General features: G+C 43.6%; 23 protein-coding genes. 12 read left to right on the top strand and 11 right to left on the bottom strand.

Annotated features, from left to right (window positions below; genetic code table 11):
* Positions 1–7: 7 nt before the first annotated feature.
* The 6 genes from JX580_RS11840 (at position 8) to trxC (ending at position 5,935) form a co-directional block, all read left to right on the top strand.
* Positions 8–1,006, top strand: a complete 999-nt coding sequence (locus tag JX580_RS11840) for an ABC transporter substrate-binding protein (RefSeq protein WP_248850746.1) — start codon at positions 8–10, stop codon at positions 1,004–1,006.
* A complete protein-coding gene (locus JX580_RS11835; RefSeq protein WP_248850745.1) occupies positions 1,003–3,717 on the top strand; it encodes an EAL domain-containing protein in 2,715 nt (904 codons plus the stop codon). Before JX580_RS11840 ends, JX580_RS11835 begins: the two co-directional genes overlap by 4 nt.
* On the top strand, positions 3,714–4,232 hold the full coding sequence (locus tag JX580_RS11830; protein ID WP_248850744.1) for an adenine phosphoribosyltransferase: 519 nt from the start codon (positions 3,714–3,716) through the stop codon (positions 4,230–4,232). The genes JX580_RS11835 and JX580_RS11830 overlap by 4 nt, the downstream gene beginning before the upstream one ends.
* A 105-nt stretch (positions 4,233–4,337) precedes the next feature.
* Entirely contained in the window at positions 4,338–4,709 is a 372-nt protein-coding gene (locus JX580_RS11825) for a hypothetical protein (protein WP_248850743.1), read from the top strand.
* 262 nt (positions 4,710–4,971) lie between these two features.
* Complete coding sequence (locus tag JX580_RS11820) at positions 4,972–5,421, top strand: hypothetical protein (protein WP_248850742.1); 450 nt, start codon at positions 4,972–4,974, stop codon at positions 5,419–5,421.
* Between the two features lie 82 nt (positions 5,422–5,503).
* On the top strand, positions 5,504–5,935 hold the full coding sequence (gene trxC, locus JX580_RS11815; RefSeq protein ID WP_248850741.1) for a thioredoxin TrxC: 432 nt from the start codon (positions 5,504–5,506) through the stop codon (positions 5,933–5,935).
* Here the strand turns inward: trxC and JX580_RS11810 are convergent.
* Positions 5,921–7,705 (bottom strand): ATP-binding protein, encoded by a 1,785-nt coding sequence (locus JX580_RS11810; RefSeq protein ID WP_248850740.1) that lies wholly within the window; start codon positions 7,703–7,705, stop codon positions 5,921–5,923. The two genes, trxC and JX580_RS11810, sit on opposite strands and share 15 nt — an antisense overlap.
* 321 nt (positions 7,706–8,026) lie before the next feature.
* Between JX580_RS11810 and JX580_RS11805 the strand changes: the two genes are divergently transcribed.
* The 4 genes from JX580_RS11805 to JX580_RS11790 all read left to right on the top strand — a co-directional run bounded on the left by JX580_RS11805 (position 8,027) and on the right by JX580_RS11790 (position 12,819).
* Positions 8,027–8,686: an ABC transporter ATP-binding protein gene (locus JX580_RS11805; protein ID WP_248850739.1), complete on the top strand. Its 660-nt coding sequence runs from the start codon at positions 8,027–8,029 to the stop codon at positions 8,684–8,686.
* Positions 8,687–8,765: 79 nt separating this feature from the next.
* A complete protein-coding gene (locus JX580_RS11800) occupies positions 8,766–9,809 on the top strand; it encodes an extracellular solute-binding protein (protein ID WP_248850738.1) in 1,044 nt (347 codons plus the stop codon).
* A gap of 47 nt (positions 9,810–9,856) precedes the next feature.
* Complete coding sequence (locus tag JX580_RS11795; protein ID WP_248850737.1) at positions 9,857–11,452, top strand: ABC transporter permease; 1,596 nt, start codon at positions 9,857–9,859, stop codon at positions 11,450–11,452.
* Positions 11,453–11,670: 218 nt separating this feature from the next.
* Positions 11,671–12,819 carry a cation diffusion facilitator family transporter gene (locus tag JX580_RS11790; RefSeq protein WP_248850736.1) on the top strand — a complete coding sequence of 383 codons (1,149 nt, stop codon included), beginning with the start codon at positions 11,671–11,673 and terminating at the stop codon, positions 12,817–12,819.
* Between the two features lie 4 nt (positions 12,820–12,823).
* Here the strand turns inward: JX580_RS11790 and JX580_RS11785 are convergent, their stop codons facing one another.
* From JX580_RS11785 to hemC, 10 genes are all read right to left on the bottom strand, one after another.
* Positions 12,824–13,372 (bottom strand): L-threonylcarbamoyladenylate synthase, encoded by a 549-nt coding sequence (locus tag JX580_RS11785; protein WP_248850735.1) that lies wholly within the window; start codon positions 13,370–13,372, stop codon positions 12,824–12,826.
* 28 nt (positions 13,373–13,400) lie between these two features.
* The gene (locus tag JX580_RS11780) at positions 13,401–13,802 is read right to left on the bottom strand and encodes a YkgJ family cysteine cluster protein (protein WP_248850734.1); all 402 of its coding nucleotides are present in this window, start codon (positions 13,800–13,802) and stop codon (positions 13,401–13,403) included.
* Between the two features lie 158 nt (positions 13,803–13,960).
* Positions 13,961–14,698 carry a biotin--[acetyl-CoA-carboxylase] ligase gene (locus JX580_RS11775; protein WP_248850733.1) on the bottom strand — a complete coding sequence of 246 codons (738 nt, stop codon included), beginning with the start codon at positions 14,696–14,698 and terminating at the stop codon, positions 13,961–13,963.
* 67 nt (positions 14,699–14,765) lie between these two features.
* A complete protein-coding gene (locus tag JX580_RS11770) occupies positions 14,766–15,347 on the bottom strand; it encodes a hypothetical protein (RefSeq protein WP_248850732.1) in 582 nt (193 codons plus the stop codon).
* A gap of 12 nt (positions 15,348–15,359) precedes the next feature.
* Positions 15,360–17,570: a putative bifunctional diguanylate cyclase/phosphodiesterase gene (locus tag JX580_RS11765; protein ID WP_248850731.1), complete on the bottom strand. Its 2,211-nt coding sequence runs from the start codon at positions 17,568–17,570 to the stop codon at positions 15,360–15,362.
* On the bottom strand, positions 17,548–20,454 hold the full coding sequence (locus JX580_RS11760) for a chemotaxis protein CheB (RefSeq protein WP_248850730.1): 2,907 nt from the start codon (positions 20,452–20,454) through the stop codon (positions 17,548–17,550). The genes JX580_RS11765 and JX580_RS11760 overlap by 23 nt, the downstream gene beginning before the upstream one ends.
* A gap of 87 nt (positions 20,455–20,541) precedes the next feature.
* On the bottom strand, positions 20,542–21,720 hold the full coding sequence (locus JX580_RS11755) for a heme biosynthesis HemY N-terminal domain-containing protein (RefSeq protein WP_248850729.1): 1,179 nt from the start codon (positions 21,718–21,720) through the stop codon (positions 20,542–20,544).
* Positions 21,717–22,637 carry a hypothetical protein gene (locus JX580_RS11750; protein ID WP_248850728.1) on the bottom strand — a complete coding sequence of 307 codons (921 nt, stop codon included), beginning with the start codon at positions 22,635–22,637 and terminating at the stop codon, positions 21,717–21,719. Before JX580_RS11750 ends, JX580_RS11755 begins: the two co-directional genes overlap by 4 nt.
* 1 nt (position 22,638) lies before the next feature.
* The gene (locus JX580_RS11745) at positions 22,639–23,385 is read right to left on the bottom strand and encodes a uroporphyrinogen-III synthase (protein ID WP_248850727.1); all 747 of its coding nucleotides are present in this window, start codon (positions 23,383–23,385) and stop codon (positions 22,639–22,641) included.
* Positions 23,386–23,391: 6 nt separating this feature from the next.
* Complete coding sequence (gene hemC, locus JX580_RS11740) at positions 23,392–24,321, bottom strand: hydroxymethylbilane synthase (RefSeq protein ID WP_248850726.1); 930 nt, start codon at positions 24,319–24,321, stop codon at positions 23,392–23,394.
* A gap of 327 nt (positions 24,322–24,648) precedes the next feature.
* On the opposite strand from hemC, the gene JX580_RS11735 reads away from it, so the two are divergent.
* Both JX580_RS11735 and JX580_RS11730 read left to right on the top strand, forming a co-directional pair.
* A complete protein-coding gene (locus tag JX580_RS11735) occupies positions 24,649–25,179 on the top strand; it encodes a thioredoxin family protein (RefSeq protein WP_248850725.1) in 531 nt (176 codons plus the stop codon).
* Positions 25,180–25,261: 82 nt separating this feature from the next.
* Entirely contained in the window at positions 25,262–25,792 is a 531-nt protein-coding gene (locus tag JX580_RS11730; protein WP_248850724.1) for a thioredoxin family protein, read from the top strand.
* Positions 25,793–25,803 lie beyond the last annotated feature (11 nt).

Here is a 25,803-nt window from a genome sequence, read left to right as displayed (position 1 = left end):
TTCAGTCATGCATCAACCATCAGGCAATCTGACACTCAGCCGACGCCAGCTAATTCGCTTCAGTGCCCTCCTTCCTTTAGCCGCTCTCGCTACGCTCTCTGGATGCAGCCAAAAAGAGACACTAAACGTCGCTGGGCATATTTGGCCCGGTTATGAATTTATTCAACTTGCGCAAAACTTTGGCTGGCTCAATTCAAAGCAAATCAGTTTAATAGACACCCGCTCCGCCACTGAAACCATGAATTTATTTCGCCAGGGTAAAATTGATGCGGCCAAACTCACCTTGGATGAAGTATTAAGACTTTGTGTTGAGGGAATCGAACTAGAAGTTGTGCTTATCTTTAATATCTCGTTAGGCGCAGACGTCGTGATCAGTCGTCCTGATATCACGGAGCCCTATCAACTTGAAGGCAAACGAGTTGGTTTTGAAAAAACAGCACTAGGTGCCGTCATGTTTAATGAGCTGCTAAAAACCGCCCAGCTTTCTCTAGAACAGGTGACGCCCGTCAACTTTACGATAGACGATCATCACCAGGCCTGGTTAAGAAGTGATATCGATGCACTCATTACCTATGAACCGGTCGCCAGCCAAATTTTACAACAACAGGGTGGATTTAGACTGTTTGATAGCCGCAAAATGCCGGATATGATTTTTGATGTGCTGGTCATACGCTCAGATTTGCCCCACTATAAGGGTCAGCTTTTAAAGCAGCTGCTTCAACAACACTTTAAAGCTCTGTATTATTTCAGAACCAATCCGATGGATGCCAGCCATCGGATGGCCGATCGTCTAAAACTACAACCGGAACAGGTGCTACAGGTGTTCAGAGGTTTATTACTCGCCGATGAAGCGTTAAACTATACTTATTTATCAAATCAAAACCAGCGTCTCACCGAGGCTGTCTCCAGGCTTTTACAAATTATGAAAACCGCTGATATCCTAGACGGAGAATGTGACACTGATAAGCTATTTAATCCGCGCTATCTATCAAGAAATCTATTATGAAATGGCTGATTGTTTGTATTCTTATTAGCTTAAGCTTAACCCGAAGCTGGGCCAGCAGCCAACCGCCGTTGATTATCGGCCTCTTGGCATTTGAACCTAAAGAAGTTGCCCAAACCCGCTGGCAACCGCTTGAAGATAGAATTAATCAACAACTACAGGGTATTCAAATCAATATCCTGCCGCTTAGCTACCAGGAACTTAACCAGGCTGTGGCTCAACGAGAAATTGACTTTGTATTTACTAACTCGGGACACTTTATCCAACTGAGTCATTCAAGCGGACTGAGCAGCCCTCTAGTCAGCTTAATTAAATACGACAAAGGACTTGCTTTAAGAGGTTTTGGTGGCGTCATTATGGTTAAAAATGACCGCACAGACATTTTAGATCTTCAAGACCTTAAAGGCCGACGTATCGCCACTCCAAGTCAAGAATCTTTGGGCGGCTATATGGTCCAAGCCTATGAACTAATGAATATCGGCCTGCGCATCCCTCAACAAATTGAATTGATCGAAACTGATATGCCCCATGATCAAGCGGTGATGGCGGTGCTAAACAACCAGGCCGATGCCGCCTTCATTCGAACCGGCTTGCTTGAGTCAATGATAGAGCGCGGTTTAATTCAACCCGATCAAATTCGCGTACTCAATGCTCAACAACTAAGCAGTTTTCCCTTTTATCTATCAACAAGACTTTATCCAGAATGGCCGATTGCTGCGATGAATCACGTTAACGAACAACATGCCGGTCAACTCGCCGGTGCACTTTTAGCTTTACCCTACGCCGGTTCAGCCATGCAACAGGCTGGGGTCTATGGCTTTAGTATTCCGGCAGAATACGAACCGGTTCGTGAACTGATGCGCACGCTAAAACTACCACCCTATGACCTAGAAATTGAGATTACGCTCGAGGACATCTGGCACTCACATAAGCTTACGATTCAGGCCATGTTAACCGCATTAGTGATTATCTTGGCTCTCAGCAGTTTGCTGTTTGTACTCTACCTCAGATTAAAATCTAGCTTTACTCAACTCAAGCAAAAAGAAAGTGATTTGCAACTGGCCGCAGTCGCCTTTGAAACCCAAGAGGCCATTCTCATTACCGATCAAAATGAAAAAATTATAAGCGTTAACAAATCCTTTACCGATATCACCGGCTATAGCCCTGAAGAAGTGTTAGGAAAAACACCTCGAATTCTTAGCTCTAAACGTCAAGATCAGCACTTTTTTAAAGCCATGTGGGATGACATCACGCTAACAGGAGGCTGGAGTGGTGAAATCTGGAACAAAAGAAAAAATGGCGAGATTTTTCCTGAGTACCAAACCATTACTGCGATCAAAAACGAAAAAAACCAGATCACGCATTACCTATCCACGTTTAGCGATATTACTCAACGTAAACTAAACGAAGAGCAAATTCATCAATTGGCTTTTTTTGATCCGCTAACTGATTTAGCCAATCGCCGTCTACTTGAAGACCATATCAAACAAGCCTTGGCATCCAGCGCACGTAACCAGCACTATTGTGCGCTACTGTTTATCGATCTTGACCATTTTAAAAACCTCAATGATACCCTAGGCCATAAAATTGGCGATGACCTCTTAAAACAAGTTGCCAAGCGCTTGCTAGAATGTGTTAGAGAAGGCGATACGGTTGCCAGGCCTGGTGGTGATGAATTTATTATTCTGCTGGAAAATCTAAGTCGCGATAAAACTGTAGCCGCTCGGGAATGCCAAAAAGTTGGAGAAAAACTATTATTGGCCTTCAGTCAACCTTTTGCATTAAGTGACGGTCAATTTATTATGACCGCCAGCATTGGCATTAACCTATTTATCGACCATTATGAGACGGTCGATGAATTGATGAAACGTTCCGATTTGGCAATGTACAAAGCTAAAGAGGAAGGCCGAAATACTTTAAGATTTTTTGACAGCAGCATGCAAATTGCCGCCAGTAAACGTATCGAAATTGAAAGCAACTTGCGACGCGCATTGGAAGAGGATCAATTTGAACTCTACTACCAACCTAAATTTAATCAACAGCAAAAACTGCAAGGTTATGAAGCTTTAATTAGATGGAATCACCCCACTGAAGGCATGATTTCACCCGCTGACTTTATTCCTATTTCAGAAGAAACCGGCCTAATTTTACCTATGGGCCATTGGGTTATCGAACAAACCTGCCAGCGTTTAGCCGAATGGCAAAACCAAGCGGACAAACAGCATCTAACCCTAGCGGTTAACATAAGCGCCTTTCAATTCAGACACAATGCCTTTATTGACCAAGTTCTTGAACTGTTAAAACGCTACTCAATTGACCCCCACAAACTCGAGTTTGAGATCACTGAAAGTATGTTGATGAATGATATTCAAGTCAGCATTCAAAAAATGAGCAAGCTCAACCGATTCGGGATCACCTTCTCGCTCGATGACTTTGGTACAGGTTACTCATCATTAAGTTACCTGAAAAATTTGCCTTTGAGCTGTCTGAAAGTAGATCAATCTTTTGTCAGAGATATGCTGATCGACCCCAACGATGCCGCAATCGTAGAAACCGTAATTGCACTGGCAAAAACCTTAGGCTTACAAGTAGTCGCAGAAGGCGTGGAAACCCAAGAGCAAGCTGAAAAGCTTCTGGCACTTGGTTGCGACCTATTTCAAGGCTACTACTATGGCAAACCTCAACCTTTAAAAACCCTAGAGGACACACTATGAGTCAACACCCTTTAGCTCAATACATGAAAAATGTTCCAGATTTTCCTAAAAAAGGCATCTTGTTTCGTGACATATCTCCGCTGTTAAAACATCATTTTACCGATACCATTAACGCCCTTAGCGCATTATTTAGCGAACAAGAATGGGAAAAAATAGACCATATCGCCGGTATTGAATCGCGCGGTTTTATTTTTGCGGCAGCTCTTGCCTTTAAACACAACAAAGGCTTTATCAAAATCCGTAAGCCGGGTAAATTACCGAATGTTCATGCTTCGATTGAATATGGCTTAGAGTATGGACGAGACAAACTTGAAATGCAAAAAGGCTGTGGTGCTAATATTATTTTGCTGGATGATTTGATTGCTACCGGTGGCTCGATGAACGCAGCCTGTCAGTTATCCGAAAAGGTAGGTTATAACATCATCGGGCTGGCTTGTTTGGTCGATTTAGCCGCGCTGAATAGTTTTGAGTACAACAACATGAAGGTTCGTTCTGTAATTCAATATCACGATTAATGCTTGATTTTTCAATAAAAAAAATGACATAATTGAACCAAATAAAGATGATGTATAAAATTCATAATACACAAGGAAGATGCTGAAAAGCCTAAGGAGGTTATTATGAGTATCGCAATAAACCCAAACATGCAGTCGATGGCCCTGTCGATGGCTCCGCAGCAAAACCAAGCGGCGCAACAAGAGCAGAATAGATTAACTGATCGTTCAACGCCAACGGTGTCAGCAGCAGGCAACGATACCGTTACCCTGTCGTCAAGTAATCAAGGATTGAATGCGGTCAATGATTATTTAAACCTTGCCGCAAGCCAGACAGTTAATCAAAACAATCCGGTGCAAGAGCAAAACATCCAATCTAACGATGTAACCAATGGTTTAACCTATTCAACCAGCTTACAAGCACAGGCTAATTTCAATGCCCAGCAACTTAACCAGGTTGCCGCTGAACCGGTAAGTGAACGGGCTAACGAGGCTTAACTGACCTATTGACGACCTACTGCTTTGTAGGTCGTTTTATTTATCGTCATACTTTCTCAATACTCTTGTTAATTTAATCGATTAAACTAACTTTAAGATTTGATTAACTCGCCATTTGTTAAGTGGCACCTAAGTTCATTAATCAAGTTGGACCCTTTGGACAAAACTTGTCCAAGCTATGAGTTGTTTTCAACTCAACTCCTCAGAATCTTACGCGGCATTCAAGCCGCGTTTTTTTATTGTCAGACAAAAGGATTTTGAAGTGACAGAACTGATTTATAAGTTTGGACGTGGAACGGATGAAGCCCATAAACGCGATCAAGCTTTATTTGCCGAACTTTTAAAACAACACCACCAACTTAAGCGCGAAACTCATCGCTTAGATAATGGCATCCTTGCTCGCACTACCTCTTCTAATCCGCAACTGGCAAAAATATTACAACAGCATGTGATAGGAATGGAGCAACGTTTCGCATCCAATCGTGCGATTCGCTCTTGGGATCCTCTATTCGCTGCACTGTTTGAATTTCGCCATCAAATTAATATGGAATATCGCAGTATTAAAGATGGTGTTGAGGCTCTGCTAACCAGTGATGACCCGAAATTAATCGAACTGATTCACTGTCACGATCAAACCCTACATCAATTTGTGGATTTTGGTTATGAAAAATCTGGCGAAGTCAGCCCAAAACCAGATTGGCTAGACGACTAAAAGTTACTAAGAATATAGCATTGAATTTTCCACTTTTATCCTTATTAAAGCTAAAATAGCAGGATGAATTTGGAGCTTTAGAATGATTATTATGTGTCCTCATTGCGCTGGCTTAAATCGCGTGACGTCAGAAAAATTAGCGGCAAAACCCAAATGTGGGCATTGCCAGCAACCGCTTTTTACCGGCCAGCCAATAGAAATGAACCGCTCTCAATTCAAACGTGCGTTGGAAAAAACTGAACAAACCCTGATCGTGGATTTTTGGGCACCTTGGTGCGGGCCTTGTAAAATGTTTGCCCCTACTTTTTCCCAAGCAACTCAACAGATTGAAGCTCAATATCCACAAAACCGGTTTATTAAAATCAATACCGAACAAGAGCAGGCACTGGCGGCTGAGTTTAATATTCGATCTATACCAACCCTGGCGATATTTAAAGGCGGCAAAGAAATAGACCGTATCTCAGGCGCGATGGATTTAATTCAGTTTAAACAATGGATTTCAACTCACTTTTAACCATTTTTGTAACGCACTGGCCAGCAGATTGGGGTTAATCGGTTTGGTTAAATAATCATTCATCCCTGCTGCTGAACACCGTTCCTTATCGCCCTGCATCGCATTAGCCGTTAACGCGATTACCGGTGTGGTTTGATTGATTCCAGAGCAAGCCCTTAATTGCTCAGTGGCTTGGTAGCCATCCAGAACCGGCATCTGACAATCCATCAACACAAGGTCAAAGGGTTGCTCAGCCAACCTATCGAGCGCACGCTGACCATTTTCAGCCCATTCAGCTTCAATACCTAGTTTCTTTAACAAGGCTAAAGCCAGCTTTTGATTAATAAGATTATCTTCGACTAACAAAACTCGAGCTGATGAAAAATTCTGTTGTGCAGGGTCAGCGTTAGTCAAAGATACCTCATCTAAAACCTGAGCAGGTTCGACCTCAACAACTGGCAAAGTAAAATAAAAATTCGATCCCTTTCCTAGTTCGCTCGAAACATTGATCTCCCCGCCTAATAACTCAACCAATTGCTTTGAAATCGCCAAACCTAACCCTGTACCACCATGAACTCGCGTTGAGGAACCATCGACCTGTGTAAAGGCACTGAACAGTTTTGACACCCCTTGTGGCGATATTCCCATCCCCGTATCAATCACCTCAAATAACAATTGATCTTCAGCAGGCCTGGTGACCCTCAGCGTAACAGAACCCTGTTGGCTAAACTTGATCGCATTACCGATTAAATTAACCAATATCTGCTGAAGTCGTTGCGGGTCGGTAGACAAGTAGTTCGGCAAGTTTTCAGCTAAATCCAGCTCAAGACTTAGACCTTTCGCATCCGCGGCGGCTTGAAGTAACTCAGTGAGATTTGTTATCTTCGTTTTAAGCTGAACCGGTTCAAGGTTAATTTCCAACTTGCCGGCATCAATTTTTGAAAAATCTAAAATATCATTGATAATTCGTAACAAAGACTCCGCACTCTCTCTAACGATTTGTGCATGGGCACGCTGTGAAGGGTTCAACGGACTGTCAAGCAATAGGTGGGTCATGCCGAGTACACCATTCATCGGTGTTCTAATTTCATGACTCATATTGGCTAAGAACTGACTTTTCAGTCGATTCGACTCTTCCGCACGTTCTTTGGCCTGTTGTAAATCAGCTATCAAACTTTGATTCGCTTCGTTTAGCGATAACGCCTGCCATATTGCACTGGCATAACTATGTCCCGACTTCATCAGAAACAACGCAAAGGCTAGGACAATCGCAGCAAACACATAACCCAAAGGTTCACCAACTAATAAAAAAGATAAAAACAACGGTGTGAGTGTCAAAGCAATAAAGCTATAGAACAAGGTTTTTAGCGGCGCGAGTGAAGCTAAGCTTCCCGCACTGATCCCCGCCATCATAATAACCAAAAAGCTGAGCGTCGTTATGTCATTAATATCAAAAAATAACCAGCCGGCATTGCCCCAACCAAATCCGGTTAAAAGGGTTAACACAAACGTAAAGGTAGCATGCTGTTCCAAAGCCACTAAACCAACCCGACTTACTTGTCTTTTTAAATAAACAAACAAACCTATCCGTATCAGGTTAACCACCAACATATAACCCAACCATACAAAAAGAAAGTTTACAGAACTATCAATCAACAGATAAACCAGACCGATCGCTACAAATAGGTTACCTAACGCACCAGCAAGCGTATTATTGTTCACCAGCTCTAGCTGTAAAGCTTTTATCGAAGCAGGAGAATTAGGCTGATTCGAGTTTTGTAATAACGGCATGATTCAAACCTGTTTATTAAGATTATTTAAGACGAATGCTGCTAGTTTACAATGTTCGTCATCATTAGGTTACAAAAATTCCGAGACATAAAGTTTGGTTTTGCCCTGGGCGACAGTCAATTACGGGCTAAGGTGGATGCCGCTATTTCGATCCTCAGTGCCCAGATAGTCTGGCGCTATTAATTTAATGAGTTTTATAGCCTAATAGCTTGGTTACTTACAAATCTCAAAGCCTATAAAAAATTTTTGCTATCTTGCTATTGCAAATTACTATCATTTATTTTAAATTAGACACTAACAATTTAGCGTTAGGTTTAAACCATGTTAAAACTCAGTGATATCCAAGTCGTTTACAACCAAACACCGGTGCTTGATCAGTTCAATCTTGACATTGCAGCGGGTGAAATCGTTGGCATTCTAGGCCCAAGCGGCTGTGGAAAAAGCACCTTATTACGTGCGATTGCCGGATTTGTTGATATTGCTAAGGGTGAAATTTGTTTAAATAATGACTGTTTAGCCTCATGTCAATGTACCGTGCCTCCTGAAAAACGCGGTGTTGGCATGATGTTTCAAGACAATGCCCTATTCCCGCATTTAACGGTTGAAGAAAATATTGCCTTTGGCATTCACAAGCTTTCAAGAACCGAACGCAAGCTAAGAGTTGCTGAGTTAATTGAACTGATACAGCTTCAAGGTTTGGAAGGTCGTTATCCACATGAGCTCTCCGGAGGTCAACAACAACGTGTTGCGCTTGCCCGCGCCTTGGCACCCAAACCCAGTTTAATTTTATTTGATGAGCCCTTCTCTAACCTGGATACCACGCTAAGCGAACATCTTGCGGTTGAGATTCGTCAATTATTAAAACAGCAAAATACGGCTGCCATCCTCGTCACCCATACCTTCCGCGAAGCGCAACTGATGTGTGATCGCTATGGAACCTTAGAGAGCTGTATATTGGGCACCATGCAACGAGCTGCTTAAATCCTTTTTAAAAAAACGCCAAAGCATGGCGTTTTTTTATCTGTAAAAGTAAATTATTTCTAATCTAGGAAGAACCGAAATGAAAAAACTCTTCGCACTACTTTTGGCGACCAGTGTTATTGGATTAAGCGCATGCTCCAAAGACGCTGACCAAAACAATTCAAGCGAGCTGGATGTTAAACAAGAAGCTAACAAGGTTGTTGTTTACTCTTCACGTGCAGAACACTTGATTAAACCTCTATTTGACCAATTCACTGCCCAAACCGGTATAGACGTCCAGTTTCAAACAGGTAATGCCAATGCGCTAATTGAAAGACTAAGAGCTGAAGGCGCGAACTCACCGGCAGATATATTAATGACCGTGGATGCAGGCAACCTCTGGTATGCAGCAGACCAAGGACTTTTTCAGTCTTTAAACAGCGATACCATAGCGCAAAATATTCCGTCTCATTTGCGTGATCCGGAACAACTTTGGACTGGACTTTCGGTGCGTGCTCGCACTTTTGTTTACCATTCTGACAAGGTCAATGCTGAAGATTTGTCGAGTTATGAAGACTTAGCCGATCCAAAATGGCAAGGTCGTTTATGTTTGCGGACTTCAGGTTCGGTCTACAATAAGTCTTTAGTCGCTGCAATGATAGATCATCATGGAGAAAAAACGACAGCCGACTTGGTAACCGGGTGGGTAAACAACCTTGCAACAAAACCTACCGCCCGAGATGTTCATGTTATGGACGCAATTTTGGCAGGTCAATGTGATGTCGGTTTAGTAAACACCTATTATTATGGTCGTTTAGAAGCCGAAACCCCGAATACTCCTCTCAAACTAGCATGGGCAAATCAACAGACCACAGGTACCCACATTAACGTTTCGGGCGCAGGAATTTTAAAACATGCTAACCAACCCAACAATGCGCGTAAGTTAATTGAATGGTTATCCTCTGAAGATGCACAAAAAATTTATGGCGCGCTGAATCGTGAATACCCTGCTAATCCGAATATCGCTCTTGACCCTCAGGTTGCCGCTTGGGGTGAGTTTAAACAAGATCAGTTGAATCTGCGCCAAGTCGGTGTTTTGCAACAAACCGCTACCATGTTGATCAACCGCGTCGGTTATGAATAAATGGTCATTGCATTCCGCTCGCGTTAAATAATGTTTAAAATAGCGGAATGAATTCTAAACTAACCTGGCAACTATCACTTTGGGCACTGATTATTTTAATCAGCTTGCCCCTTTTGCGTTTATTGTCGGCATGGTTTGAACCCAGCACCGAGGTATGGCAACATCTTTATCAAACGCTGCTGTTTAACCTGATTAGCAATACACTCTGGTTATTGTTTGGTGTTGCCATTGGTGTCACGCTACTTGGGGTGGTGATGGCTTGGTTTGTCACCATGTGCGAATTTCCAGGTCGCAAATGGTTAGAATGGATGTTGTTTTTGCCTTTTGCCTTTCCCGCCTATGTGCTCGGCTTTGTTTACCTAGGGTTGTTTGATTTTCCTGGTCCGGTGCAAAGCTTTCTTCGTGAGCATACCGCCTGGTCGGGGCTAGATATTCGTCAAGGCAGCTTAGGCATTATTATCGTGATGACACTGGTGCTTTATCCTTATGTCTACATGCTGGCACGCAATGCCTTCTATAGCCAAGGCAATGGCTTGATCGAGAGTGCTCGTTTGCTAGGATATAACGCCTATGGTGTGTTCTGGCGAGTTTCGGTTCCCCTTGCTCGTCCGGCGATTGCTGCTGGAGTTATGCTTGCTTTAATGGAAACGCTTGCTGATTTTGGTACCGTTTCTATTTTCAATTACTCCACTCTAACCAGCGGCATTTTTAGTGTTTGGGAAGATTTTCGCTCACTTCAAGCCGCCGCACAACTTTCTACTGCTTTACTGGGTATTGCTATTTTACTGATCCTGATAGAACGCTGGAGCCGAGGCCGTGCGCGTTATGATACCAGTAAACGCATGAGCTCGCGCCCTTACAAACTTAAAGGCGTGAAAGCTTGGTCTGTAACCCTATTAGTCAGCAGCCTGGTATTCTTAGCGTTTGTTTTACCGGTTATTCAGCTATTGGTTTGGGCATTTAGTACGCTCACTGTAGAATGGGATAGCCGATATCTTGATTGGATTAGCAACAGTTTTATGCTTGCATTTGGGGCTGCATTTTTAACCGTCGGCTTAGCGGTGATTGTCAACAGTGTCAGGATGCAGGCGCGATTATCCTGGCCGTTAAAGGTCGGTATTCGGTTTGCCAATTTAGGCTATGCCCTGCCAGGTTCGGTTTTGGCCGTTGGCATTATGTTATTGATTATCGACCTGGGTGAATTGATCAGTCCGGGAACAGGTATTTGGTTAAGCTCTGGCGTATTTGCTTTGTTGTTAGCCTATATGGTGCGATTCTTAGCCGTGGCCTATGGCCCGGTCGAGAGCAGCTTTGATACCATCACCCCCTCGATGACCGAGGCCGCACGTAGTTTGGGCGCAACAACATCTCGATTGGTATCCCATGTTTATTTTCCAATATTAAAGCCAGGCCTGGTAATCGCTGGCTTTATGGTCGCAGTCGATGTAATGAAAGAATTACCGGCAACCTATTTATTGCGCCCCTACGGTTGGGACACACTCGCGATTCGTATCTATGAACTCAGCTCCGAAGGCTTGTATGATCGTGCCGCCATTCCGTCTTTGATGCTGTTAATGCTTGGCCTAGCCAGCTTGTATATGGTTCACCTGATTAACAAACGCTATAAAATCCGCGCGCGTTAAATGACTGCCAACCAAATGAAATCTAAACATTATCTCGATCTATTTTCGGCGTAAACCAAATTCAACTGCGCTGTGTTAAACCCTGAACCTTGATAATTAGTTATATCTAAACTATTGTTTTATAAAATATTTATTAGCTTTTTTATTGGCTAAACGGCTTTTATTCGTTAGTATTCGATTGGCAAGTGAATTTAGTTAATACAATCTTAGGCAGCACAATGGAAGTAACAGCAAAACAGAGAGCACAACAAGCTAAAAAAGTCACGTTTCTGGCTATTTGGGTCGATGGCGCCATTGGACTTGTCAAAGTGATTACCGGTTTGCTGGTTAATTCTGCCGCACTGATTGCCGATGGCATTCATTCTCTCTCTGATCTGTTAACTAACTTTTTTGTACTCGCCGCCAATCACTATGGCAACCAAGGACCTGACTCGGACCACCCTTATGGTCATGGTCGGATTGAAACCCTTGCGACCTTGTTTATGGGCGGGGTATTGATTCTGGTTGCACTGGGTATTGTCTTTGCCAGTGCTCAACGTTTTTTTTCCGGCACAAGCATTCCAGAACCCGGCATTTGGGCAATCACCATTGCGCTGATTTCATTGCTTTTAAAAGAGGTGCTGTTCCACATCACCATGCGTGTGGCCCGACGTATTCATTCAAAGTTATTAGAGGCCAATGCTTGGCACTCGCGTTCTGATTCTTTATCCACCCTCGTGGTTTTGATTGCACTAATAGGTGCAGAATTTGGCTATGGCTGGTTAGATACGGTTGCGGCAGTGATTGTCGGTTTAATGGTAGGGAAAATTGGTTTAAATCTCATTTTAGACTCCAGTAAAGAGTTAGTGGATACCGCGCTACCTGAAAAAACTCAAAAAGCTATGTGTCAATTAGCTAGGGCCGTGCCGGGAGTTTTGGGGGTTCATGATTTACGAACACGTCAGTCCGCTGGACGCACGATGGTTGATTTTCACCTGGTGGTTTCGCCAAGAATCAGCATTTCAGAAGGCCATGAAATTGGTAATGAAGTCAGCAGACGACTACGAAAACAATTCTCTAAAATTACCGACTTAACCTTTCATATTGACCCGGAAGATGATGAAGGCCGTGGTGATCCCAGTCTGCAGCCCGGCTTACCGCTAAGACCTAAAATTGAAGCCTTATTAAAAGAACGCTGGCAGGCGCTCAGCCTATGGAATGACATTCAGGATATAGATTTACATTATCTAAACGGTGGCGTCATCCTCGTTATTCATCTAGACGAAAACACCGGTTTTAACTCAGACGAGACGTTAAGATTGTTAAAATCACAGATCAACGATATTAACTGGATAAAAAACATCGAACTGATTCATCACGCAAAATAAAAACTCAGCGTAATCGCTTGCCGGTTTGGGCGTGCCAGATTTGTGAGGGTTGGGTTAGCCCGCCTAATTCTGCCTGCAAACACCAAACTTGATCATCAAAATAATCTTTAACCTGGTGGCATGAGCGTGCGGGTTCTAGGCTGGCTGGATTGGCTGAGGTAGACACCAATACCCCCTCAGCACACAATGCCTGCACCACCGGATGATGACTGACACGCACCGCTACCGAGTCATGCTGACCGCTAATCCAGTCTGGACACAAGGCGGTTTTCGGTAAAATCCAAGTGATCGCTTGCGCCGGATTTTGCCAAGAATCGAATACCTGTTGCGACCAGACCTGGTGATATAATTCCGTTAAATCGGCCAAGGCTTGGGGTTTAGCCGCCACCAAAATCAACCCTTTTTCAACCGGGCGTTGCTTTAACAGCAAAATCTGTTCAACCGCTTGCTGATTAAACGGATCACAACCCAAACCAAAAACCGCTTCGGTTGGATAAGCAATCACTTCACCGTTTTGAATTTTTCGTTTTGCTTGTTCAATCAGATCCTGCATCCGCTTCTCCTTAAAACTTTAAGCTATTTTAGGCGACTTGTGGCTCAATCGGCGGGGTATTTGGACTTTGCGGTGGATTAAACGGTGGATCTACCGGCGGCAAGCCATAAAGCGCACGCAGTTCTTGACACTTGGGGTTAATCGACCCGTCCTCCAGCCATAATGGATAATCGCGGCAAGGGTTTGGCCGATTTTCATAGATGGAACAATAAATGGATTGACCAATTTCACCTTGCAACGCGATACAACGACGTGGCTCACCGTTTTGCGGATTAGTGCCCTTCATACATTTAAACCGATCATTAATATCTTCGGTATAGTCCACCGGCACGACGCCGCCCAAAAAAGCTTCCGCTTCGGCCCAATAAAACGAAACGCGAAAATGCGTACAACAGACACCACAAGACAAGCATGGATTATAGTCATCCATACGCCACCTCATATAAAAAAATAAAAGAAATAGACCTTTGCGCGAGTCGAACGACCGCGTGGGTATTTTACTTCAATGTTAGGATAAAACGCATAAGCTGAATTAAATATTTTGCCTAGGAGCCTCTAGAAGCCTGTTGAGCTAAGGCCAATCGGCCTTTAACCCGACAGGCTCTTGGCTTTTTCAGACCGTTTTCTAATTGACCAGCCACTTGATAGCCGCATTAATTCAGACTGTCCTGTGTCGATCTTAGCCGAACCATCGTTATCAATCCCTTGATATAAACCCTGCTTTTGAATAGTGGCATTATCATGCGAAATGAGGCTTACTGCCTCTCCCAGTGATAAGTAATCATGCAAAGCCCAGTAGTCATAATCATGTTGCTGCATCACTAACGAACTCAGATTTTGCATCAAAAGCGCTAACAGATCTTCTGTATCAAAATAACTCAACGCACTGGCTCCAACCTGACGCTGTGCTGACAATAAAGCGTGTCGATTGATACCGATGCCAATAATCAAACAGGATTGTGCCTCTGATGTTTTCGCAACCTCGATCAATATGCCTGCCACCTTGCCTTGCAGATCATATAGATCATTCGGCCATTTAAGCCATAAGCTTTCAGGTACCAGTTGCGTTAAGGAACGATGCAATGAAATGGCGAGCTTAAGACTTAAGCTAGGCGCTATCGGATCGCCCTGCACGAGAGGGTAAGCAATCGAAAAAATACAGGATTGCGCATTGGTGAGCCAAGCGCGTTGTCGCTGACCATAGCCAGCGGTCTGACGCTGTGTAACACAGACTAGAGGTCGATAAACCTTGTTAACCTTAAGGTGTTGTTTTAAAAAGGCATTGGTTGAATCAACGGTTTCTAGGTTTATCAAATCGTAATTCAAAGAGATTTATACCTCCTATCCTAAAGGTTTCACGTGAAACATCGCTATACCAGGCCTGGTCATAACCTTAGCGCTTTTGCCAAATTTTGTTTAAACATTCAGGACATACACTATGAATGACCGGAGTTTGTTTAACAAGCTGATCACCCAGACTTTCAGGCTTTATCCACTGATCTGCACCTAACGGCTTTAAGCTATTACACATACTGCAACGCACATAACTATAAGCCGGAGGCGAATTGTGATGAGGGCTGGGCGTCACATCTTCAATATTCACCGGATGCTCAAACGCTTGTTCTCGTAATAAAAAATGGGCCATTTCAACTTCACCCTGTTTTAACGGGGTCAATTGTAATTCCATAAACCGCATGTGAGTTGGACTATCACAGCGATATTCACGAAAAAGAACCTGCTGTTTTAATCGACAGACCTTTAAACAAGCTTCGATATACATGCGAGTCGAGTCACTTCGAATAAACCGCGATAAATCCTGGCCAACCACCTTGCTTTCTTGAAGGCTGGTACCTGCACCACCTTGTTCCGCTACAGCCTGCCAACCGGATGAAACAGTTTTTATTATATTATCTCGATCCACCACCAACGCAACCTGAAAGGTTTTTTCCACGCCTTTTCCATTTTCAGATATCATAATCCAAAACCCTCAAGCCAAAAACTCAGCATTGGGTCGCCCCAGATAATAGCCTTGAAGCGCCTCGGCACCCTGTTCAATTAACCAATCCATCTGCTGCTGCGTTTCAACCCCTTCCGCAATTGTTTGCAACCCCAGCGCCTGCGCCATACCGATCATCGCCCTAACCAAAGATTGTGTTTGCTGTGACTCAGCCAACTCAAACACAAAGGACTGATCAATTTTTAACACGTTAACCGGAATATTTTTTAGCATTGATAACGAAGCATAGCCCGTCCCAAAGTCATCGAGCATAATCTGAGCGCCTTGACTTCTTAACTCTGAGAGCACACTGATCATTAACGAAAGATTTTGCATGGTCGCGGTTTCAGTAACTTCAAAATAAAAACGCGTCAAGTTTAAGTCTGATTTTTCAGCAATGCTCGATAATTTTTCAGCCAGGTTTTCAATATAAAACTGTAAGGGTGACAGATTAACTGCAACCTTAACGTTTTTATCTAACGCGTGGCTAGCAATGTCTTCACACACCTTTTTAAATAAGGCCATACCCAACTGACCAATCAAACCATGTTGTTCAGCCAGCTCAATGAATAGATTGGGATAAACAAGTTTTCCATGCGTATCTACTAAGCGGATCAAGGCTTCATAATGAATAGGTTTATCAGGTTGATCTGCACTAAAAATCGGTTGGTAATGCATTTGAATATGCTGTTTGGGATGATCAATCGCCAATCTGACTAGCTTCAACATCGCATTTGACACAATTAACTTTTCTTCTTGCTCCGATTCAAATACTTGGTACGTATTGCGACTTTTGTTTTTTGCCATATACATCGCCGCATCTGCACGACGCATCAAATCTTCCACATTCAGCCCATCATTGGGCGCAAAAGCAATGCCAATCGACGCACTTAAAAAATGGCGCCCTTTTTCGGTAATAAAAGGTTTTGCAAGCAATTTAAGTAGATCTTTTGCCACCTGCTCGGCATCCTGTTTGTGCTGAATACGGCTTAATACCAGTACAAACTCGTCACCCCCTATCCGAGCGGTCATGTCATTTTCACGAATACGAGATACAATACGCTGGGTCGCTTCGCGTAATACCAAATCTCCCTCTGCATGACCATAATGATCATTCACGTCTTTAAACTTGTCTAAATCTAAAAACATAACTGCCACTTGATGCGCTTGCTCGGTTTTGATCCGAGCTAAACGAGCATCCAATGTTTGATTAAACAAGGTACGATTCGGCAAACCCGTCAAGCTATCATAAAAAGCTAAACGGTCTAGCTGATTCTGATGATACTTCCGGTCTGTGATGTCCGAAAAGGTAGCCGCAAAAAATATCTTACCGGTCACCTCATCTTTAATCCGACTGATTTGTAACCACTCAGGAAATATTTCCCCGGTTTTGCGTTTATTCCACACCTCACCCGCCCACCAACCATGGTGGTGAATCTCAGACCACATGTCCCGATAAAATTGTTGAGCGTGACGTCCAGAATGCAAAATGTTCGGCGTTTTACCGAGGGCATCTTCTTCGTCATAACCTGTGATTTCTGTAAAGGCATGATTAACCTTGATGATCTGGCCTTTATGATTGGTAATCATTAAACCTTCGCGAATTTGCTCAATAATCGTGGAGGCTAAACGCATTGATTGGTTAGTCATCTGTTTTAGCGACACTTCAAGCAAGGATAGCAAAATCGGCGGGGCTTTTTGATTGAGGTCAAACAACTTACGAACGCTCATCGTAAATGCACGTTCATTAGTCAAGGTAAGTACTTTCTCATAACGAAGGGTTTGATTAAATTGCTGTAATTGCTGTAAAAGTTTAATAAACTGTATCCGACTGTCTCGGCTTAGGTATTTTCGAAAGTTTTTATTCAAAATCTCTTGAGCACTCACACCAAGAAACTCGGCAGCGGCAGCATTTAATTTCAAAAACTCACCGTGAGGGCTGACTAATATTAGAGGAGTCGGAACATCTTGGAATAAGACTTTATAAAATGAATCTTCGGTCTGAGCCCGATTTTCCTCCCTTAACTGCAACTCAAGTTCAGCTTCTAACTCGCTAATACGCTGTTCAAGATTCGCGAAAGCCTGCTCCAAAGTTTGGCGCTCTTCATTTAAACGCGAGTTTTCTTCACGATAAGCGACAATATCTCGGGCTAGATGGGTGCAGTCTTCGTCGTTAAATCTAGCTTGATTGGGAAGGTTCATCACACTGCTCCGGCAAACACAAATAGCCTAAAAAATGCCTTTCTGCATTAATCCAGGTATCTTCAACTTTAAGCTTTAACAGTATTCGCTCACCATTTTGATGTAAAGCGGTCACATCACGCCATTTTGCCATGACCCCTTTGGTTTTTCCTGAGATAAAATCGTGCAAATAACCATCATGATGACTGGCATAGGGTTCTGGCATCAACACCCGCACATTCTGATGCAGTAATTCAGACGCATCATAACCTAACAAGGCTTTAATTTTAGGACTGACAAAACTCATCACCCCCAGTTCATCAATACTAATCAAGGTAAAAGGTAAATAATCAGCGAGATGTTTCAAGGTCACATGACAATCCACAGTTGGATCAATTTTAGATTTGTGCATCGCATTTTCAAAAAACATCATCACACCCACCACCTTAACCACATCCGACTTATAGGCCACCATGCGCAAATGATAGACAACCGAACCACGTCGCACTCGAACCGTCACCTCCTGCTCAGTTTCAATCACATTCAGTAATTCTTGGCGCAAGTTCGGGATATCAATCTGCATACCCAGCGTAGTTAAAGTTTGACCTAAAGCACGATTATCAATACCCAATACTTCACCGGCCAGCTTGGTCATACGTTGAACACGCAGTCGGTTATCTACCAACACAATGACCTCATTCATCTTAGCCAGCATATTTTCAAGATCATTGTTAACCTGCTCCAACTCGTAGGTTTTAACTTCTAATTCCTGATTAACCGTAGATAACTCTTCGTTGGTGGACTGCATTTCTTCGTTGGCGGTTTGTAACTCTTCGTTGGCTGATTGCAATTCCTCATTCGCCGATTGCAATTCTTCGTTGGTTGATTGCAACTCTTCATTCGTGGTTTCCAATTCTTCGATCGAGGTTTGCAGGCGTTCTTTAAAAATCGCCACTTCTTTTCGCAGGTTGTCATTACTAATCACTGCATCTTCAGTCAACAACCCTGTGCCACTGACAAACGCATCCGATAAATCCACCAGAGTAAAACTGACTATAAAAACTTCTTGGGGGCCAGCATCCTGAATTTCAACTCTTTTGACCGTAATAAACAGCGCACTTTCTGCGTCATCATGCTTATAAAACAAGGCTTGGGTCGAAGCATGCCCATCACGTTTTGCTTTTTGTAATAAGGCTCTGACATCGACTTTAATATCATCGCGCACTAAGGTCAAAATATTGGTATCAATACGCCCTTGTGGAAAGCACAGATAGCGGCTGACATCACCGCGAATATGCATTACATGGCCCGATGTATCGACCACCACCACGGTCGGCACCATTTGATCGAGAAGGATTTGATCAAGCTGAGTGATAATACTGTTTTTATCTTGCATCAAGGGTCTGCCAATATCACGGCGCTGCTTGGTTCGCGCGACCGATACTGCACTGGATACATGATCCATACGGTTAGAAAGACTGGTTTTTTTTCGTATAAATAGTTGGCTACGTTTTTGATAAGCATCAAATAATTCAGGTGTGGTAGAGGATGCAGATTCCGATTTTCCTAAGAATAAATAGCCATTCGGCTTCAGAGCAAAATGGAAGGTTTGGAAGACCTGTTTTTGCAAATCAAGTGAAAAATAAATCAATACGTTACGGCAACTGATTAAATCTAGCCGAGAAAACGGTGGATCCATAACCAGGTTTTGACGGGCAAAAACCACTTGATCACGAATGGACTTATGGATAATGAACTGACCATCTTTTTCAATGAAATACTGCTTCAAAAGCTCAGGGGCTAGGTTTTTAATTTGTGAAAGACTAAACTGACCCTTGCGAGCGGTGCTAAGCGCACCCTCATCAATATCGGTTGCAAAAATCTGAAAATGCACGCCTTTTTTATATTTTTGCCTTGCTTGGTGAAATAGTATTGAAATGGAGTAAGCCTCTTCGCCACCAGCACAACCAGCAACCCATACCCTAATTTGTTCGCCTTCTTGGTGTTGTTCTACAAGGCGGTCTATCACGAGCTCAAGATCGGCAAAGGCTTCTGGATCACGGAAAAAATCAGTTACTGAAATAAGCAGGTCTTTGAACAGACTTTCGATCTCAACACTTGAAGAACTTAGCAGCGTTAAATAATCATCCACTGCAACGAGTTTATGTACCGCCATACGCCGAGCAATACGCCGTTGAATTGTTTTTAACTTGTAACCACTAAAATCATAACCAGTTTGATCCAACAGCTTCTGAAAAATCGACTCTAAGGTCGTTTTAGCTTGCGGCACCGCTATTTTTTGCAACAGCGTACCTGAAGATTGGATATAGCTCTTTAATTCTTCCGCCATCTTTTCCGGGGGTAAAATTAAGTCAACTGCGCCAGTATCAATCGCTGCATTCGGCATGCCGGAATATTTTGCACTAGTCTCGGTTTGAGCAATAGCTAATCCTCCCGCCGCTTTAATTGCACTCACACCCTGCGCCCCATCGGTACCGGTGCCAGATAGAATCACCGCAATCGCTTTTTCACCCAGGTCTTCAGCTACACTATGTAACAATAAATTGATAGAAGGTTTAGGGCCAATTTCTGCAGCAGGGGTCAACCTAATTTGTCCTTGCTTGACCATCGCATTATGACCAGGGGATACAATATAAATGCCTCGCGGCTTTGGAGTAAGATCATGATCTACAAGTTCAACAGGAATATCGGTGATACGCGCAAGCAAGTCACGCAAAATAGTGGGGTGCTTAGGGTCTAAATGCTGAGCAATTAGATAAATTGCTGGCAGTTCGTTATCCAGATCAGATAGGAGTTCTTTGAGAGCATCGAGTCCACCCGCTGAGGCACCAATTATGACCCAAAAAGGTGTTACCTCCGGTGTGGTCTGCTTGCTTAAATCCATATTTAAACCCAATTAAGACAATCATTAAACTAAATTATACACATGTTATACCAGTATACTTAATTATTATACAAATATTCCATACCCCTAGGACTCGGGTTTATCCAATGCCAGCATGGCTTGCTTATAAATTAACGCCGCTTCACGTTCCTCTCCTTCAGCTTCATAGCATTGGGCAAAGGCATGAAAGGTTTCTAACTCAGGCTGTAATTTAAGACTTTGTTTAAAATACTCATGCGCCTGACCCCAAAGCTGACTCTGACAAGCCAAGCGCCCCAAGCTTAAAAACAAAACCGCCGATTGAGGATGTTGCTTTAACCAGGCCTGGGCTTTTTTTAGACGATCATAAGCCGGACCAAACTGAATACGACCATAATAATAAACCAGACTTTCATCCCATTCCGCCTTCAATGCCTTTTCAATCCACTCACTTAAGCCATTGAGTTGTTCAGCTTTCATAGCTGCTTTAACATACTCCACCATTATTTGTGGATAGAGTTTTTGTTTGCCATTCAGCGCTTGCCATAGATTCTCAACTTCTGAAAAACTCTCGGCCTGAGCCAATTGCATGGCTAAAACTTCAGTCTCGATTTGAGCAATATCTTGGCGCGCTAACCCACTGACTTTTTTTATCACCGGCATGAGTTCACGAAGACGCATCCATTGTTTTAGCTGTCGCAAAATCCCAACGTATTCCTGTAACACCACCTTGTGCTTTGGGTTTTGTTTATGCAGTTCAGCTAAAATCACTGCGGCCAATGCAGGATCCTTTTCAGTCAATAAACGTGCCTCAACCAAACCAATCGTCAGGCCTTGTTCCGGGTAATCAAGCTTAGCCTGCCTCAAGTATTGATCACGACGTTGGTCTGCTTGTTGCATAGATGCCATTTTGGCCGCAGTCAGATAGTGCATGACCCCATTTTGACTGAGCTTGGCTGTTCTAATTAGCTGCTTTTCGGCCTGCGACCAGTCCGCCGATTCTTGAGCGATTAAACCTCTCGCCAAAGAGTTTTCCGCTTGCTGAAACCGTTTGATCCGACGATGATTACGCCAAACAGCAGGTAAGTTAAAAACCCATAGCCAACCCCGAATTATTAAATAAAACAAAATGAACAAAACAATTAACAAGGCCAAAACAAAAGTTACACTGGTTTCAATCTGCCATATATCCCAGCGTAAGTTAACCTCGCCCAAATTTAATAACGCTAAACTGGTCAGCAACACCGTGACGATCAGCACTAAACTCAACTTAATTAGGCTTTTCATTCTTCAGCCTCGTTATGCTTCTTAATACTAAATAATTGATTAAAAATGGACAGGAAACCCTCCAGTTGAGGCGTGACTTCTTCAAGCGTTTGTTCAATTTGAGGTTTGATTCGCTCTATCCATTGCTGTTGTTGTGAAGCTAATTCAGACAACTGTTCACTAATGCCCTCAACCTGCGCTTGCACTTTAGCCTTATCCTGTTGCCACTGCTCAGAATTAACGTAGTCGTTCAACTGCTCCAAGCCTTGCCGACTCTGCTGGTTAAGCTGTTCCAGCTCACGATTTACTTGATCAAGTGCGCTTTCAAGTTGGGCGCGTAACTGATTTAAGTCTTGGCGTAACTGCGGGTCTTGAATATGAATGACCGAAGACGCTTCATTTTCCTGAATGACCTCGTTATTAGCCAAGCCCTTCACAGCCGACTCAACACCCGCAGCCTGCTCAACATCTTCACCTAATGCAACAATACGATGCTGCATTTCACTCAACTGCGCCTCTATTGCCGCAAACTGCTGCTCAATCTGCTGGGCTTGGCCTTGCTGGGCTTGCAGCTCTTGGCGCGTTTGTTGAATTTGATTTTGTTGGTAGTTAATTTTCTCGATCACTCGATCAAGCATCGGGTATGGCTGGCTTTCATGCTTTAACTCACTTGATTCGGCGATCTGAGTTTGTACTAGAGGCTGGAGCTGTAACCAAGTGGCTAGCGCGGTAGCCAAAGCCCCACCGGATACCAGCATAATGACCAGGGTCAATAAAAAAGACTGTCGAGCGGCTTTGGATTTGGCGGGGCGATCAGCTTGAGTTGGCTTGCTCGCTTTTTCTTCGGCGTTTAGTTCCGCCTTTTCTTGTTTATCGGCTTCGATAAACTCACCTTCAACAGCATGTTGATCGGCTTTAGGGGTAATGGGTTCACTCATCTTATTCTCCTTGACGATTAAGGAATAGGCGAAAACTATCTAATACAGCCTGATCACTCGAATTGGCAGTGACCTCTATAGAGCCATTAAACCCTTGATGGCGTGCATATTCGGCAATACGCTGACTGAACACGATAAGGGGTTGTCGGCAGTACCAGGCCTGGTCGTTAATAGGACATTGTTGAATAAAGGCATCCAAACTGCTTTTGCTGGTAAACAATATCACCGCTTGGTCTTGTTGTTTAAACCTAGACCAGGCCTGGTTACAAAAAGGGGCAATGATGCGTTGATACACCTCATAAAACTGAACCTCTGCACCCGATTTACCTAAGCTTTCCGACAAAAACTCGCGGCCACCATCACCCCGAACAATACCGACCTTTAAACCCAAGGGTTGACTAAAGACCTTCATAGCCAACATCCCCTCGGAATCAAAGCTTTGCGGCAGGGGTTCAATCTTCTGCCAACCCTTCTCGATCATCGCCTGTGCAGTAGCCGCACCAACAGCGACTAATCTTGCATCACCTTGAGGTTCGTGGCCAAGCTGCTCGGCAAAATGCACCACCGCATTGCGACTGACAAAAACCCAAACATCCTGTTGGGACCAACTTGGAGGCGTTTGGCAAACTTGAGTAGCCATCCTTAATGCAGGGCACTCGATCACATTAAAACCAGCAGCTTTGATTAAACTTGAAAGTCCAGCCGCCTGATGCTGCGGCCGAGTATTTAACAAGCAGGCCTGGTTCATTGTAGTTTATTCGTTTGCGTACAATTTTGTTAAAATTTCACGCGCGCCACTGTCCAGCAGGGCTTGCCCAATGCGACGCCCCATGGCTTCCGCCTCATTAACCGGCGCACGGCCTTCCTGACGCACGATCAATGACCCATCGGTTTCCGCAACCAACCCACGCAACCAAACTTCGCCATCCTCAAGTAATGCAAATCCACCAATAGGCACTTGACAGCCGCCATCCAAAGTATGATTCATTGCTCGCTCAGTTTTCACCACAATCTCGGTATCCGGGTGGTTCAAAACCGCAATCAAGGCTTGGGTTTCCGTGTCACCAGCTAGGGTTTCAATACCCAACGCCCCTTGTGCCACTGCCGGCAAGCAAAGTTCAGGTGCCATACGCGCACGAATACGACCCTCTAAGCCTAAACGCTCAAGCCCGGAGGTCGCAAGAATAATCGCATCATATTCACCGGCATCTAATTTACCCAAACGCGTACCGACATTTCCGCGTAAAAACCTTACTTCAAGATCTGGGCGCAGTGCTTTAAACTGAGCCTGACGACGTAAACTAGAGGTACCCAAAATAGCGCCTTGGGGCAAGTCATCAAGCGACGCATACTGGTTGGATACAAACGCATCCGTAGGATCATGGCGCTTCATAATGGCACTCAATGCAAAACCTTCCGGCAAGACCATAGGCACATCTTTCATCGAATGCACCGCCAAATCGGCTTCACCGGCCAACATCCGGTCTTCTAATTCCTTAGTAAATAAACCTTTACCACCAATTTTAGCTAAAGGAACATCTAAAATTTTGTCACCCTTGGTACTCATTGGCGCTAGCTCTACCACCAGGCCTGGATGCGCTTTTTCTAATTCTGCTTTAACAAACTCTGCCTGCCACATCGCAAGCGGACTTTTACGGGTTGCAATCGTTAACTTTTTTTTCATAGCGTTTTATTTAACCTCGTTCTTGTTTACTCGCTATTATAGCCTCCATTTAACCCCCTTTTGCACATAACTCAAGCTTTAACTGCCTGTAAATCCTTAAGTTGATGAATATTCGTATCACGTTGTAAAGAAAGAACTCATAATTCAGTCTACCGATAAATTTCGCACGGCTATATCCGTTTTTTCGCTTGAATGGGATTGAAATTAACCTTAGATTTTACTCAAAGGTTAGTTTTGTTTTTGGTTAAAATAACAAACCAATCTAATTATTAGATTAATTAAAAGAAGGCTATAAAGCCTCGTTAGTTAACTTCAGGAGCGATAAAAATGAAAAAACTACTTATCTTTGGCTTTAGCTTGTTTTTATTAGCAGGGTGTTTTGATCGCCAAGCCCATGCAAACATGCAAGAACTATCTGATTTCCACTGGCTTTCACAACAAGCCCGCGCAAATAATATTCCGATTATGCTAATGTTTACTGGGCCTCATTGTGAGTTTTGCACCCAGTTAGAACGCACGGTGTTTAATCCAATGCTACGCGGCGGCATGTATGAGGGCTATGCCTTGCATATGCGAAAAGTCAGTGAGTTGCATCAAGAAATTAGGTTTAATGCTGATGAGCGGATTACCAAGCGTAATCTTGCCAGAATGTATCGAGCAGATGTGACCCCAACGGTCATTTTTGTTGATTCTCGCGGCATTCCGGTCGCTGAGCCAATGATTGGTTCGATGGAGGTTCAACTTTATTTGGGAATGATTCATCAGCGTTTAAATCAAGCTTATGAACGCATGGGTAATCCTATGCGCCTGCCAGTTAACCCAGATCAAATGCAGCGCCCACTACCTTCCGCACATTAAACATATCAATCATCGCGCCGAGCGAATCACTTAATCGGCGCTTTGACAACAACTTATTACCATTTTAAAAAGGGCTTACGCCATGCCTATTATCTATTTGCTGTTGACTGCCCTACTACTGAGTGGATGTTCAAGCCAACAAGCCAATGCGCATAAAATACTAGAGATGGATGATTTCCACGCTGTTTCTCAAGCTGCTCAAGAAATGAATATTCCGATTATGATTATGTTTACCGCTGAACACTGCAACTTCTGCCACCAACTTGAGCGCGATGTGCTTAATCCGATGATTCGCGGTGGGCTTTATGACGGTTACGCCATGTTCATGCGTAAGGTCGATCTAGACCTTCAACGTCCAATAAAATTTTCCGATAAAGAAACCATTTCAAAGCGCAATTTCGCTAGAATGTACCGTGCGCAGGTTACGCCCACTGTAATTTTTATTAATGCCAAGGGTGTACCGGTGGCGGAGCCGCTAGTGGGAACCATGGATGTTCAGTTGTATGCGGGTTTAATCCATCAACGATTAAATATTGCCTATGCTAACATGGGAAATCCGATGCGCTTACCAATTAGCCCTGATCAAATGCGGCGCCCTTTAGCTTCTAATTAAATAAGGTGAGC

Source organism: Thiomicrospira microaerophila (assembly GCF_023278225.1).
Classification (GTDB): Bacteria; Pseudomonadota; Gammaproteobacteria; order Thiomicrospirales; family Thiomicrospiraceae; genus Thiomicrospira; species Thiomicrospira microaerophila_A.
This window is presented reverse-complemented; position numbering and strand designations above follow the sequence as displayed.